The sequence below is a fragment of the Thalassotalea nanhaiensis genome (genome assembly GCF_031583575.1).
Taxonomy (GTDB): Bacteria; Pseudomonadota; Gammaproteobacteria; order Enterobacterales; family Alteromonadaceae; genus Thalassotalea_A; species Thalassotalea_A nanhaiensis.
The window spans coordinates 3,608,472-3,623,335 of record NZ_CP134146.1 but is presented as its reverse complement, the minus strand read 5'-3'; the positions used below and the strand labels follow the sequence as shown (position 1 = coordinate 3,623,335).

14 protein-coding genes are annotated in these 14,864 nt (G+C 37.0%); 5 read left to right on the top strand and 9 right to left on the bottom strand.

What is annotated here, in order from left to right; all coding sequences use genetic code 11:
* Nucleotides 1-9 precede the first annotated feature (9 nt).
* Nucleotides 10-171: a DUF2986 domain-containing protein gene (locus RI845_RS15705; protein WP_348387115.1), complete on the top strand. Its 162-nt coding sequence runs from the start codon at nt 10-12 to the stop codon at nt 169-171.
* A 25-nt stretch (nt 172-196) separates the two neighbouring features.
* Here the strand turns inward: RI845_RS15705 and RI845_RS15700 are convergent, their stop codons facing one another.
* Both RI845_RS15700 and RI845_RS15695 read right to left on the bottom strand, forming a co-directional pair.
* Nucleotides 197-1,315, bottom strand: coding sequence for an aminotransferase class V-fold PLP-dependent enzyme (locus RI845_RS15700; protein ID WP_348387114.1), 1,119 nt, complete (start codon nt 1,313-1,315; stop codon nt 197-199).
* Between the two features lie 7 nt (nt 1,316-1,322).
* Complete coding sequence (locus RI845_RS15695) at nt 1,323-2,492, bottom strand: PrnB family protein (RefSeq protein ID WP_348387113.1); 1,170 nt, start codon at nt 2,490-2,492, stop codon at nt 1,323-1,325.
* Between the two features lie 162 nt (nt 2,493-2,654).
* Between RI845_RS15695 and RI845_RS15690 the strand changes: the two genes are divergently transcribed.
* Nucleotides 2,655-3,116: an Lrp/AsnC family transcriptional regulator gene (locus RI845_RS15690; protein WP_348389551.1), complete on the top strand. Its 462-nt coding sequence runs from the start codon at nt 2,655-2,657 to the stop codon at nt 3,114-3,116.
* Nucleotides 3,117-3,179: 63 nt separating this feature from the next.
* Here RI845_RS15690 and RI845_RS15685 read toward each other — a convergent pair whose 3' ends face one another.
* Together RI845_RS15685 and RI845_RS15680 are read right to left on the bottom strand one after the other, a co-directional pair.
* A complete protein-coding gene (locus RI845_RS15685) occupies nt 3,180-5,129 on the bottom strand; it encodes a DNA topoisomerase III (protein WP_348387112.1) in 1,950 nt (649 codons plus the stop codon).
* A gap of 81 nt (nt 5,130-5,210) precedes the next feature.
* Complete coding sequence (locus tag RI845_RS15680) at nt 5,211-5,996, bottom strand: ribonuclease H family protein (protein WP_348387111.1); 786 nt, start codon at nt 5,994-5,996, stop codon at nt 5,211-5,213.
* Nucleotides 5,997-6,156: 160 nt separating this feature from the next.
* On the opposite strand from RI845_RS15680, the gene RI845_RS15675 reads away from it, so the two are divergent.
* Both RI845_RS15675 and RI845_RS15670 read left to right on the top strand, forming a co-directional pair.
* A complete protein-coding gene (locus RI845_RS15675; RefSeq protein WP_348387110.1) occupies nt 6,157-6,567 on the top strand; it encodes a VF530 family protein in 411 nt (136 codons plus the stop codon).
* A 164-nt stretch (nt 6,568-6,731) separates the two neighbouring features.
* The gene (locus RI845_RS15670) at nt 6,732-7,919 is read left to right on the top strand and encodes a GGDEF domain-containing protein (protein ID WP_348387109.1); all 1,188 of its coding nucleotides are present in this window, start codon (nt 6,732-6,734) and stop codon (nt 7,917-7,919) included.
* 22 nt (nt 7,920-7,941) lie between these two features.
* Here RI845_RS15670 and RI845_RS15665 read toward each other — a convergent pair whose 3' ends face one another.
* The 3 genes from RI845_RS15665 to RI845_RS15655 form a co-directional block, all read right to left on the bottom strand.
* On the bottom strand, nt 7,942-8,085 hold the full coding sequence (locus RI845_RS15665; protein WP_348387108.1) for a hypothetical protein: 144 nt from the start codon (nt 8,083-8,085) through the stop codon (nt 7,942-7,944).
* Between the two features lie 160 nt (nt 8,086-8,245).
* On the bottom strand, nt 8,246-8,893 hold the full coding sequence (locus RI845_RS15660) for a LiaF domain-containing protein (RefSeq protein ID WP_348387107.1): 648 nt from the start codon (nt 8,891-8,893) through the stop codon (nt 8,246-8,248).
* 299 nt (nt 8,894-9,192) lie between these two features.
* Nucleotides 9,193-9,741: a YkvA family protein gene (locus tag RI845_RS15655; protein WP_348387106.1), complete on the bottom strand. Its 549-nt coding sequence runs from the start codon at nt 9,739-9,741 to the stop codon at nt 9,193-9,195.
* Between the two features lie 242 nt (nt 9,742-9,983).
* On the opposite strand from RI845_RS15655, the gene RI845_RS15650 reads away from it, so the two are divergent.
* Nucleotides 9,984-11,228 (top strand): DUF3667 domain-containing protein, encoded by a 1,245-nt coding sequence (locus RI845_RS15650; protein ID WP_348387105.1) that lies wholly within the window; start codon nt 9,984-9,986, stop codon nt 11,226-11,228.
* 66 nt (nt 11,229-11,294) lie between these two features.
* Here the strand turns inward: RI845_RS15650 and RI845_RS15645 are convergent, their stop codons facing one another.
* Together RI845_RS15645 and RI845_RS15640 are read right to left on the bottom strand one after the other, a co-directional pair.
* Nucleotides 11,295-12,701: an NTP/NDP exchange transporter gene (locus tag RI845_RS15645; protein WP_348387104.1), complete on the bottom strand. Its 1,407-nt coding sequence runs from the start codon at nt 12,699-12,701 to the stop codon at nt 11,295-11,297.
* 27 nt (nt 12,702-12,728) lie between these two features.
* Nucleotides 12,729-14,648 (bottom strand): metallophosphoesterase, encoded by a 1,920-nt coding sequence (locus RI845_RS15640; RefSeq protein ID WP_348387103.1) that lies wholly within the window; start codon nt 14,646-14,648, stop codon nt 12,729-12,731.
* Between the last annotated feature and the right edge of the window lie 216 nt (nt 14,649-14,864).

Here is a 14,864-nt window from a genome sequence, read left to right as displayed (position 1 = left end):
GCATAAAAGATGAATAGAAAAAAGAAAGTAAAATCAACACTGAAGGCGCAGCTTAAACGTCAAAAAGCCAAGTTGCAAAAGTCTAATAAGCCCAAGTATATTTCCAAAGCTGAACGAGCCAAGTTAGAGCTCGAGCAGCAGGAAAATAACGAAACAAATACCAGTGAATAAATAGGATGAGGTTGAAACTTCAGGGCTAGTAGTGTTGTTTTACCACATCAATAAAGTGTTGAATGTCATCGGCGTCGTTATAAATATGAGCGGATACACGCATACCTAAATGGCGAGCATCAACACTGATGTTCGCCGCTGCCAACTCTTCCATGATCCTAGTTTGTTTATCTGAAAAATCTAAAATAACCGTACCGCTTCTGGTGTGCTTATCAAGCGGTGACTTAACCTCGTTATCGAATTCATTAACAATCAAGTCGATCATACTTTGGTTGTGAGCTCTAATATTAGTAGAGCCTAATTTGGCAAAGTACTCTATTGAATGGCTTGCTAAAGCAAACGGTGTTATCGATGGTGTACCACCCCAAAACTTCATTGCCGATTGATGGTAATTAAAGTTATGAATATCAAATTCAAAAGGGTTTTGGTGAGAAAACCAGCCCACATCTTTTGGTTGGCATTGCTCAATAATATCAGGGTTAACCCATAAGTAACCTGCACCGGGGCCACCACATAACCACTTTACACTCGAACCAATCATAAAGTCAGGGCTTACACTTTGTAAGTTTAGTGGTATAACGCCAGCCGATTGAGCAATATCTAAAACTGATATAACGCCAAGCTCTTTAGCAAGCGATATTACTTCACCAACCGGGGCTAATTGTCCGGTGTTGGAATAGGCGTTTGATATAAAGACTAAATCAATATCTTTAGATAAATGCGAATGCCAAACATTCGCATTAGCAATGTCTAATGTTTTATTTATAAAACGAATTTCAGCGCCTGAAGGTAGTGACTTTTGCAATGCAAATCCCATGCTGGGAAAGTCAGCTTCACTCATCAAAATTACAACGTTAGTTTTATTTAACGCACCTAACGACATCACAATTTTTGTTAAACTGCTCGACAGGTTTACTTGCGGGCAAAACTGGTCTGCGGGGGCATTAAAAAGCGTAGCTAACGCCGACTGAAAGTTATTTATTATTTCTAGCCAACTGCCCCAGGGCTCCTTGCCTGAATGTTGCCATGGCGATAAAAAACTATCTTTAAATGCTTGCTCTACTGTGGCTAATGGGCGACCTACCGAGTGATTTAGTAAGTAATTACTGTCAGCTAATAAAAAATCATTTTTGAATTGGCTCATGAAAATCCTAATTAATGCTGTTTTTTAACGTTTGAATATCAGCGTAACGAGTACGAATGTCATCGCGTTTGTGCGCAGCACGTCTATCACGCAGTTTTTCTAATGAATCTAATAATACATGTAATGGAGGACCACTGGCGGTAATTTTATCCATATGTTGCTCTGCCATGCCTGCAGATGGTTTGCTGATGTACTTTCCAACTAATTGGTTATGGTGCTGAATCGCTGTAGTGCCGTGCAGCTTACAAACCTCTAGAAACAAACTTAAATTTTCTTGATACCACGATTGTTTATGACATGCGTTCACATTCAGAAAGTCGTCCATAATACTGCTTCTGCGCATTGTATCGCGCAAAATCAATTGATCTTCTGGCATCATATATAAAAACTTATCTACCAGCATTTGTGAATAGGAAGGCTCATTGGCAAAACAAAGACCAAGCTGTAAATCGATAACATTAATACCGGCAAAGTCACCCGCATTAGCACCACGATAAACTTCTTTGCCTACTCGATATGGCTTGTAATATGGACGTACACAATTAAAGAAGCGATCGGTATCAAGTTTATCAAAGAGCAATTTATTTGAGTCGATAACATCTTTAAGGCCCTGCTTTGCAACATTCAATAAATCTGCGGTAATAGGGTGAGATATGCCTAATGGTTGGATTTTAATTAACGCATCAGCCGCTCGCTTATAGGCCAAAATACCTTTGGTATTGTAATCAATAAATACTTTTTCATCTTCTAGGTGAGTAAACCGTTTGTAGGTTCCATTAAATGCTTTGTTATGCGTGGTTAAGTGTGCAGTAGCAAAACGCGGGGTAACACCAATTGAAGCGCCAATATGCATTGCAAGGGCAGATGCTTCAATTAAAGGAGAGGAACGCTCTCTTGATGGCTCAGTGATTTCGTGGCGACGACAAGCGGCCATATAAAGTCCGACGTTGCCTAATAAATCAAATGCATTATCAAAGCCGTTATCGGTATTACCTTCATTGAGTAACGGTAATATTAACTCTCGTCCTTCAGCTTCAAGTTGCTGTTTAAGATCATCGCCAATATTGACAACATTTGCTTTATCATCTTGTTGCCAGTAAAGGTCTTCTAACTCTGTGTTTAAATCACAAAAGCTAGTTCTGATCCAATGATCAAAGGCGCGGGTATTTGCGGTCACGTTCTTATCCTGTATTGCATGACTAAATTACCTTAATGCTATCAGAATGGTAAAACAGTAATTCGCTAAAATATCGCTGTAAAGTTGTAGTTTTTAGTTATAAATACCGAATGGTGTTACTATGTTGTTGGATTTAACTACTTTGATGGGGTTTTAATAGTGATTTTAGATAAAAAAGATAAAGTAATTGTCGAAAAGTTACAACAGAATGGTCGTATACCTATGTCAGAACTTGCTCAAGAAGTAAGTTTGTCGGACACTCCCTGTTTAAGACGAGTAAAAAAGTTAGAGCAAGCTGGCGTGATAGAGGGTTATCAAGCAAGGCTTAACAGACAAGCGTTTAACTTAAACGTATTGGTCTATGCTTTTGTGCGCTTAAGTGCTAATTCAGATAAGTTGGCTAACCAATTCGAACAAACGGTTGAGCAATTAGAGCAAGTGTTAGAGTGTTCTGTTGTTACCGGTGCTTACGACTACCTATTAAAAATAATTGCAGAAGATCTTGAAGATTATGAAAGCTTCGTAAAGAAATCATTAGGTCGATTAGATTTCATCTCGACTATAGAATCTACCGTTGTTTTAAAACAAACCTTTTCAAGAAACACCTTACCGATCAAAGCTTAAGGTTGGTCAAAGTAATTTCTTAATTCATTTTTTGAATATTAATATACGGGACAATAGTCTTAATTAAGCTGTTTTAGCGAACTTCTTTTTACGGCTAAAGCGTTTCTTTTTAAAGTTATTGGTGGCTTTTCCTTGAGGTAAACCGCTGAAAGATAAACTACTTGCCTGTTTTACCATGTTTTCTATCACAGACACTAAAGGCGTCATAAAACTTTGATAGTTACTTTTTTGCTCACAAATTGCATTCAGGGTCGCTTCCCATTGAGCTGTCATATCAGGTTTTGTTGCCAAATCCGGCAATGCTTTAACTAAAGATTTACCGACCAATGTTGCTTTAATTTGTTTACCTTGGCGCTCTAAAAATCCTCGTTTAAATAGAAGTTCAATAATACCTGCGCGGGTAGCCTCTGTGCCTAAACCATCAGTATCTTTTAATATTTTTTTTATGTCAGTATCGGTAACGTAACGGGCAATTCCAGTCATGGCTTGTAGTAGTGTTGCATCAGTAAAGCTCTGCGGTGGTTGAGTGTTTTTCTCAACAAGCTCTCCCCGTTGACAATGCAAAATATCCCCCTTATTTAAAGCAGGTAATGTTTGCTCCTCTTGCTCATTAGTTTGAGTTTGCTTATTACTATTTGTTTGGCCAGAAGATTTTTTGAATAATACTTTCCAGCCCTGTTGCTGTGGATTTTTGCAATTAACCCTAAACTCTCCACCACTAATATCTAATGAAAGCTTTGTTTGCTCATAGGTAAAGGCTGGAAAAAATTGAGCTAAATATTGGCGAACTATAAGTTGGTAAATATTTTTTTCAAAAGAACTTAAATTAATATTGTTGGCTGATTTTTCGGTTGGAATAATTGCATGGTGAGCCGTTACTTTTTTATCATTCCATGCCTTACTGACAATACTTTTATCAGCGTTTTTGGCATGTTCAGCAAAAGGCAAAGTTGATTGAGCCATTAGGTTAATGATTTGCGGAGCTTGCTTTAATTGATCTTTAGGTAAATACCTACTGTCAGACCGAGGGTACGTTATAAGCTTGTGTTTTTCATACAAACCCTGGCAAATATCTAGGACCAATTTCGCATTCATCGAGAAAGCTTTTGCAGCATCTATTTGCAGAGCTGATAAATTATAAGGAAGTGGTGCAAATTGCTTCTTTTGTTCTGTTTTAATTTCGCTAACGACTGCAGGCTTGTTATTAATTCTAGTGACCACATTCTCTGCTAGTGCTTTAACCAATACTCTATTTTCATCATCCATATAGGGCTGACAGGCCTCACTTGGTTGCCATTTTGCTTTAAATGTATCACCGGATTTTGTTTCAATTTGGGCAAGTACTTCATAAAAGGGTTTACTGACAAAATTATCAATTTCATTATCGCGGGAAACAACCAAGCCTAATATTGGTGTTTGCACTCTGCCAACAGATAAAACACCTTGGTAACCTGACTTTTTTCCTACTATGGTAAAGGCTCTGGTTAAATTAATACCATAAAGCCAATCCGCTCTCGAGCGAGCAAGAGCTGAAATAGACAGCGGAATAAAGTCACTGTTTGGTTTTAATGCATTTAAAGCGCGCTTAACTGCAGCCAGGTTCAAATCACTGATAAGCAAGCGCTCTATCTGGGCTTTTTTAGTTTTGCTTACCTTTAAATAATCAATTACTTCATCAATCAGTAACTGACCTTCTCGGTCCGGATCTCCGGCGTGCACAATAGCATCACACTGTTTAACCAGTTTTCTAAGAATTGTAAGTTGTGAGCGGGTTTGCGATTTAGGTTTTAATTGCCAAGCATCAGGAACAATGGGTAAGTGCTGCATATCCCACTTTTTATATTTTTGATCGTAAGCATCAGGTTCAACCTGTTCAAGAATATGCCCTATACACCAGCTGACGACATCGCCATTACCGACTTCTATAAAGCCTTGTTGTTTCTTATGTGGCTTTGGCAAGGCATCAGCGATTGCCCGACCAAGACTTGGTTTTTCGGCTATGTATAGTTTCATTTTTAAAACTCGGAAATAAGCGTCTAAATTAATACTACCCTATAACTGTGTTTTTATACAGTTAAAGTGATGGTGTATCAATTAACCTGATTCCATCGCTAAAATTTTGTCAATATCCAAGGTGTCTTGGTATCTGATAAAACCAACTTCCCTTTGCTTTCTTGCTATTACAGCCATGCGATCAGAAAGCTCATTGCCTTCAATATTGGCATGACCTTTTACGTGACTAATAATTAAATTTTCTTTTAGTTGCTCATATAAGGCAAAACATTCTTTGATGATCTCAAGATTTTTAATTTCTTCATTTTTGCCACGAGTCCAACCTTTAGCCTGCCAGCCTTTTGCCCATTTTGTGATGCAATCAATAGAGTATTTTGAATCTGACAATACTTGTACAGTTTGCCCTTTGGCGATATAAGCTTGAGCATAACGAAAGGCTTCTAACATGCCATTTAATTCAGCAGTATTATTGGTTCCCATTGCTTGATGTAAACCAAACCAAAGTTCTTTTAGCTCATTGTTGAAATAAACAGCCATACCGGTACCCGATTTACCTGGGTTTGGTGAACAAGCACCATCACAATAAATATTGATATCAGCAACTGTTGTTGGTGGAGCTACTTTTTTTCTGGTTGCAGGTTTTGTTTTATTGGTAGGAGGTGAGGTTTGATTCGGCGTTTTTTGTAAGGAGCGCTTCATCAATGCTTTACTGTAGGTAGACTGAAAAGCGGCCTCTGCTTCGTCTTTTGACACAAACCCCATAAACTGCGCATCTGCTCGACCAGAAGTTAATGATTGCACTGTTGACCAGTCATTAAAAACACCTGTTTTTTCGCCTTTCCAAATTACGTAATATTTTTTAGCCATTTATTTTTCTTGATGCTTTCTTTTACTGTTAACTTAACAGAGATAATAAAGTGGCTATATCTACATTGCCACTTTAATTTTAATGTTACGGATAAAACTATCAAATTAGGCTTACTGAATTTATAATCTGTTATTAGTAGCAAATCTGTCAGGAACTTACATGAGTACAGTTGAAGAACAACAAAATAATCCATTACACGGTTTAAAGCTTGATGTGCTGGTTAATGAATTGGTTGATCATTATGGCTTTGAAATTTTAGCCGCTTATACCAATATTAATTGTTTTAAAACAAACCCAAGTATTGCTTCAAGTTTAAAGTTTTTAAAGAAAACGGAATGGGCTCGGGAAAAACTGGAAGACTTTTATTTATATAAATTTAAAAGAATGCCAAAGCCTGACGATAAAGAGTTTGAAATGCCACCAAGGGCAAGAGGTTTTCGAGATGGGCTAGAGCCGAGAGAGCCAATGGAGCTGACACTTGAACATGCGGAAGAAGTTAGAGTGAAGAAAGCAGAAAAGACCCGCGAACGTAATGCTGGTAAATTTGACCCTTGGGCAAAGCACAGATAGTGCAGCATTCTTATTTAATCGCAATATTATGTGAACGAGGATTTAAACGTTAATTTTATTACTGTTTTTGAAAATTAAGCTAAAATTAACCTCTAAACAAAAGCAACATTATGATAATGTTAAATAATCGTAAATACTTTTAAGTTGCTAATACGGGGTTTTGCTTGGTAGATGTTGCTAAAGGATTAAAAGCCACATTAAGTAGTTTGCTCATTATCGGAGCTATTTTTTTAGGGGTAATTGAAACTCAGCAGTATTGGCTTGCCAAAATTTCTATCTTTGAACAGTCGTTATATGGGCTGTTCATTATCACCATATTATTTTCTTCATACTTTAGTCACAGTAGCATTGCTTTTCTTAGCGCAATTTTAGGATTATTTTACCTCACCATTAATTCCAATATGGCTTGGTCTCCTTGGCTTGTTGAAAATGAAAATTGGCTGGTGGTGAATGGCTTTCTAGTTTGTGGTTTATTGGGGTTAATTAAAGATCGCGGCGTGCTATCGATTCATGGTTTTAATCAAATAATTTTACTTGGACTCTGTGGTGTAACCGCCTATTTATGGTTAATTACGTCCGATATATTAATGCAATATTTAGCGGTCAATCAGTATCCTGAAACATGGGGCGCTTATTTACCCATAGAAGTGCCTTTATTCAGCGTTATTGTATTATTGTTATGGCGAAGTATAAGCACCGCAAGCTTGTCAGTTGTCGCGCTATTGGTGAGCGCGCTTGTGTGGGGATTTGAACATTATCAATTTTTAAATTTGCCATGGAGCATTATTCTAACGCTGTTGGTTAGTTATTATATTCTTGTGGTTGTTGTCGATTCTTACTCCCTAGCTTATCGCGATGAGTTAACCGGTTTACCTTCCAGGCGAGCATTAAAAAAACTGTCTTTATCCTTAGGTAACTCGTATACCGTTGCTATGGTAGACATAGATCACTTTAAAAGCTTCAATGATAAATATGGTCATGATATTGGTGATCAAGTATTAAAGTTGGTTGCCAGTAAACTAACGGAAGTGAAAAAGGGGGGGAAGGTTTTTCGTTACGGCGGAGAAGAGTTTACTATAGTATTTCCAAGAAAATCACTTGCTCATAGCAAACAAGAGTTAGAACGCATTCGTAAGCTAATTGCTAACTATAAAATGGTGATTCGTGCTCCTAAAAGACAAACAAAAGAAGAACGAGCTAATGGCAAAAATAGCAACAAAAAAGTAAGTGTTACGATCTCTATCGGCGTTGCTAAAAGAACTCTTAAACAAGATTTTGAGCAAACACTGAAAGTGGCCGATCAGGCGTTGTATAAGGCTAAGAAGTCGGGCCGTAATAACGTGAGCACTTAACTATTTACCCCTTAAATAGACCTTAGAGAACTAATAGCAACACAACAAGCAGTGGTACAACAATAAATACCGTATAAAGAAATACATTATCTGACCACTTTGCTTTAGATTTTACTTCTTTGTGTTTTGTTGGCTTTTTCTTTGGCTGTCTTTTTTTAGCGGTCACAATCATTCCTCATTTTTATTTTTGTTAAATTCATTATGCACAAAAAAATATAAAATGGGAGAGTTAGTTAAGTATAGTGTTTAAATAGTATGAAAATTGTAGCCCCTGAAACGAATAGAGGAGCTACTGATAATGATGCCAATATATTATGGTTTTGTATTTATGAGGTGCCAAGAAAGCTTTTTAAACTATCGGCAAACCCCATCCATTTTTCTTTAGTAGTTCGTTTCACTTTTACTACCAGCCCTCCCATAATAACTTTACCTTTGATGGTGATTGTTGGCGCTTGTCGGTTGGCCATAGAGGCTGATTTATTTTCAACACTTCCCATAACGTCAAGAAGTTGCGTAACCACATTCACATTTTCAGGGATATAAATTTTATCAGAGCCCATTAGGCAGAATAAATTTATCGTGACATGTTGATGCTGAAATACCGCATCGGTAAAATCGAGCTTTGTTGAACCAAGGATGTCATAAATAGTTACTTCTTTTGGAACTAGCCATTTGCCACTACGCTCGTTAGAACCAAGTATGCTACTAAGGCTCACCTCTTCATCGCTTACTTGATGGCTGTAATTTGGGGTAAATTGAGATTCTTTTTCGCTTTGATACTTTGTATCGACTTTTAATGGCAGATCTTCAACCAAGGCGACAATTTTGTGTGCATCATTAGTTTGCATGGCCTCATCTAATCTATATTCGAAGGCTTCAGCAGAGATAATCATATGGCTATAATTATAAATTAATTGATCGATTGTTTCTTCTCGTACCTGTTCGATAGGACGGTCTTCTAATTTAACTTCCACAAAATACTCCTGTTATCAATTCTTTATTAAGATTTATAAAATAAGCAAGATTGACACCAACATTTATTTCTTTATTTTTCAAGGTGTTGAAAGAGTGATGAAACGATGTGTTGGTTATTTTAACTAAATATTAACAGAAATCGTCGTTAATTGTGATACCGATCACTTTCGTAGTTAGTTTTTATGATCATCAATGGGTTGTTAATGACTAGATAGTTTAATGTCTTGCAGATAATGAAGAAGTGGTGTCCTTACCAATTTTGTAAGGACACGAAATTTGGGCTAAATGAGCGAACTAATTAAAAAATAGAACGGAATGATGAGCCTCGACGACGACGAGATGAACGACGATTTCTCATTCGAGAGTGTAGTTCACGGCGCTTAGCATCGAGCCAATCATCGTGGGTGATGTCTTGATCTCCTGCTCGATCTTTTTCTCTGATGCGGTAGGCACAAAATTCATCAAACGCTTCTATGTCATCCTTTAGATCTTCAGCGACCAACTCGATCATGATGGCATCATCTAAAAAGCCCAAAACAGGAATATCGTCAGGTACTAAATCTTCTGGGTCACTAAAATAAGATAATGCACTTAATACGTCTGCACGCTCTTCGCTTGGAATTTTCCATTCCGCATCTTCAATCATTGCGATTAACGTTTCCAATTTTTTAATGCGATCACTTACAAATGGTGGAACATTACCCTCTACATCTTGAATGAGTTTTTTTGCATTGGCTAAAATGGCCTGGTCAGTTAATTTTTTCGCACCCTCTTGGGCTTTACGCATTACCCCTCGAAAATGCTCTAAATCTGATTCTTGTAATTCGAAGCTAACTTCAAATGCCATGATGGCTCTCCTTACTATTAATATCGTTTTATTATAATTTGCTAACCCTTTAAATTTAACAGAGAATTTACATTTAACCACCCAACTTAGCGATATATTTCAGTTTATTTGTATCTTGGTATGAATAAGTTATTTTTTAATCAATAATGAAATCTGCTATTTTGGATAAAATCATTGTAATTTATTCAGTTAGTTTTAATGTTAACTGCTTAGATATGTATAAATTGAGTCATTATTGCACTATGTCGAATACAGAAATACACGATAAAAAATTAAACACCATAGACGAAAATGCAACGTTGCAAACAACGTGTAGTAATTGTCAGGAGGTGTTAACAGGTTCTTATTGTAGCCATTGTGGTCAAAGTTCTGAATCGAACATAAAATATTTTTGGACCGTAATATTACATTTGCTTGATGATATTTTTAGCTTCGATTCACGAGCCAGTAGAACCATTTGGCCATTGTTAACTCGGCCAGGATTTCTTACTAATGAATATATACTGGGGCGCAGAGTACATTATGTGCCGCCGCTAAGGCTGTACTTATTTATTAGTATTATCTTTTTTATCACCTTGAAGTTTTTCGCTGCCAGTGAAAATAGCAATATTATTCGTATTACTAATGAAGAAAGGGCACTTACCCAAGTAACCGAACAGATCGCTGAACTAGAGCAACAGTATGAGGTGATGCTCACCTTAGGAAAATCGACTGAAGAAATTCAGCAAGTAAAACATAAGCTGGATACATTCAATAATTATCAACAAGATTTGTCTAACCCAGATAACAAAGTACTAAAAGCAATCGCCATCGAATTGGTTTCTTTGGAATTAAGAAAGCTTGAATCAAACAAGCCTTTATCCGATAAATACCAAAAACAGTATACAGCCCTTACAAAACAAATAGAAAAAGTAAGAAAAGGAGAAAAAGTTAATTTGCTGAGTTTAGGTAATAGTAGTGACGGCACAATATCTTTTGAATTCTTATCAGCAGAGCAAAACCTAAAAATTAATAATTTTGCTAACCAATTAGAAGAAAAAGCTACCAAAGCATTTCAAACGGGTACTGGTCCATTGTTACAACAAACAATCAGTAAGCTTCCACAATTAATGTTTGTGTTATTACCCTTATTTGCCGCACTACTAAAAATTATGTATATGTTTAGTAGCCGATTTTATATGGAGCACTTGACGGTTGCATTGCATAGTCACAGCTTTGTGTTTTTTATTATTTTACAAATTGAAATAATAGATATGGTGCAGGATTCATTGTTTAAGAATATATCTTGGTTAGATTCCATTCTTACTCTTATTTCGGTAATTCTTTTGATGTGGATACCTATTTATTTATTCATCATGCAAAAGCGTGTTTACAAACAAGGCTACATTGTTACCTGTATAAAATACACCATCGTCGGTATGGCATATACCGCTTTGATTAGTATCACAGCTATGATCGCCTTTGTTTGGGGCTTAACATCTTTATAAATCAGTAAAGAGCATGTTCTTAGGTTGAAAGAATTCTCAGTCACCAAAAAAGCGCTAGATTAATATTCAATTAATGGGCACGTTATTTCTGTTCGCTATTAAGTTTTCCTCAGGGCTAGAGACTGTATTTGAACGTTCATTTCTGCTTTTTTGTAGATAATTTTTACCGATAAAATAAGCTAAAATGATCATCAGTAAAGTTAATATAAGGTTCAAGTAGAGAAATTTTTGCGGCAAGATATTCAACAGGTTTAAACCAATAAATACCGTAGCTGCTTGCAATAAATCGCCTATTCGCCAGCAAACAGTATCGATAACTGCTCTAGCTTCATATTGCTCACGGCGTGTGGTTGGCAAAAACAGTATTTGCAATGTGGTTTTTTGCAGTGAATAATTTAGCCCGTTTTCAGATACCTTTATGACTTTAAATAACGCAACCAAAGGAAAAAAGGCTAATAAGCCATAGCCCATAAATATCAACAAAGGTGTTAAAATGAAAGCAATATTAAATCCTGCCCATTTTATCAACCGTGAAACGATGAAAAACTGCATAAATAAACCAATTAAATTCACCCAAAAGTAAAATTCGCTGTAGAACTTGCCAATATAACTTTCTTTTGAGTCAGTTATGTTTCCTAACTCAGCCCCTTGTTGATAAAACGTTTCAACCAGTACAGCCATTAAGTATTCTCCAATACTACTGCACCAGTTCATTAAAATGACAAAAATTGCAATTAGCAGTAAGTACTGACTTTTAGAAACGAGTGAAAAACCACTTAACAGGGAGGGCTGTTTTTCAGTAGATGTTGGCGGTTCAATAAAGCCTGCGCTATCTTGAATTTTTACATTTGCCGCTAAATATGCAGAGATAAGTAATGGGATGATGCTGATAAGGAGCATTTGAAAACTATTAAAATAATCCATCAATCCCCTTGATATTGCCGAACCGACCCAGGCGCCTAAACTGGCCCCTACGGCAACCAAAGCAAACAACCTTTCTCCAGATTTTTTGTTGTATACTTGGGAGGTAAATGCCCAGAACTGAGACACCATGAGCACCCCAAAAGCACCAAGCCAAAGAAAGAAAGGAATTGAGAGCTGATGGCCTTTTTGTCCTAGGAAATAAAACAAGAAAAGATTGAAGGAAAAGAATACTGCAATGTAAATCATGAATTTACGACTGCTAAATTGACGTGAAAATATCCCATAAATGGGCAGTAGAATAACAAGCACCACTACTTGCAGTGCTACTGCATAACTGCGAACTTCAGCGCCCCCTTCAACTAATATCAATGTATCCCGCACGGGTTTTAATAAGTAAGCTGTGAGCAGTAAAAAAAACAGTGAGCCCATCAGCAAGATAATATTCCAGCCTTCACCCGGTTTAATGTCTGCACCGGATGCTAATAATCGTTCAATCCAAGTTAATGTTTCTGGAGGATTTTGCGATGGTGAGGTGTTGGAGTTATCCATTAACTGCACTGCCTATTATTATCATTTTTAAGGACTGGTAGCGGTTTTTAATATCAAGTCTCTGCGCTTGATAATTGCTTTTATTTGAGAGTTACTTAATAAACCATCGAGCTCTTCATCGAGCCGATCATAGGTAAGACTTGCCAATTTTTCTCTAAACAATGACGATAACTTTAAGGTTGCTTTTCTGTACATTTTTGGCGGGTTTTTTGATACTCCGAAGGCGATGGAATGATCGATAAGGTAGAGCATAAAATCTTTTTTAGAGAAGTTTAAGTTGGTTTGATTTCTATCATCGTTATATATCAATACATCGAAAATGTAGCGATTGATATATTGTTCGAGTTGCGGGCAATAACTGTTGAATGCAATATTTTGCTCTTCTCTTTCCTTTTCGCTGAGTAAATCATTAACCCAATATTGCAGCAGACCATTTTTTCCGTCGATTCTTCTTTGCACAGCTACAGGTACAAGGTGTAAGTCGAGCATACGATCAAGACGAAAGGCGGCTATTTCATATTTATATCGATCTGCTATATATCTATAATTTGGATACCTGCTTGTGTTGTCTAACTGAGGATCGGAATCGTGAGTTTTAAACAGTGCACGAATTTGTTTGCCACCTTTTGTTAAAGTTAATTTGTCGGATTTGGTTATGCCGACACCGATAGGCTCTGAATTGGTGACTTGGGCAGTTAATAAAAAGTCTTTTATTTGTTCATCTGTCATCGAGCTTGAGCCAACGCTAAAGCGCTTTTCCTCGGCCAATATGGGTTCTAAACTATTCGCGGCTAGTGTTTGAACTTTTATCATACCCTGCTCGATAACAACGGCATTAGCATTGCCTCTATAAACTTTTTTTAACATGCCTGTATCGGCAAGAATGACTTGTCCAGCTAATCGGCTTTTTATTTCCTTATATAGTGGCGTATGTCCAACTACTATGCGTTTTGCGTCGAGTTTTTTTAATACACGTTCAGTGTTGAAAGATTCACTATAGGGGTGGCAATATGCATTACCTCTATACCACATTGGACTGCTATCAGAAAACGCAAAGCTGCTTTGCAATTCGTGCAGTCGAATTAAGTCTTTGTGCCATTTAGGTATTTTATTTCGAGAGTTTTTTTTATTCTTGTCTATATAGGGTTTTATCGCTTTGTTGAGGTAATCTATCCGACTCCAAAAATCGGCCGTTTCAGCAAGTATTCTTTTTGTTTGCAAATCAGCGACAATGTCTTGGTATTCCCAAACAGGCTCAATTATTTGGTTTATCTCTGTTACGTCCATGTCGTGCAACGCCGATGATAAACCACCATGAACAAACACAGAATCATTGACCTGAATGACCGGTCTTGCCGCTCTTAGCCAGCTGCCATATTTACCTTTAGGAGAGAAGGCTGCAATAAAAGCACTAAAACCTGGAGGGTATTGTTTGGCAAACCTTGCTGCCAAAGCATCTTCATTTTCGTCTGGGTGTTGGGCATTAAATTGTGCCTGTAAACTGGCTCTTTGCTGCTGAGTTTCTTCAGCTGTAAATGCGGCAAACTCTTCTTTTGATACATATCTAAGATCGCCTGTTGTCACCATAAGTTCGTGATTACCCAGCACCTGCAACACCATACCGCCACTTTTAGGCGCCTGTTGCTGAAGTTTTATCAGTAGGTCCATAACTTTTCGAGAATCAGCGCCTCGATCGAGTAAATCTCCTAAGCTGACTAAATAAGTATTACCACCGACCCAATCATCATTATCATTAATCAATTTGAGTTTTGTTAAGAGGGCATGCAATTCTGGATAAGCACCATGGACATCACCAATAGCAACAACTTTATTTGCGGTTTTATAGGTAGCTGAAAAGTTATTTTTTGCTGAAACTGTGTTTACAAAAAAGGTAAGAATAACCAATTGCAGGCACAAAACTTTACTAAGCCATAATTTATTCAGCACAATATTTTTTCCACTCACATGTTATTGTTTACTTCAAAGCTTAGACAAAGATATTGAGTGTTGCAAACTGATAAATATTTAGGATTATCAAACAAAAACAAGTTGTTAAGTAACAGGAGACTTTTGGCGGAGTTTTATGTGACTGCGGTATAATCGTCTAATTAAAACTTTAAACTGAATAACATTACTGCTCTTTATTTTTCAGCTATTGGGTGT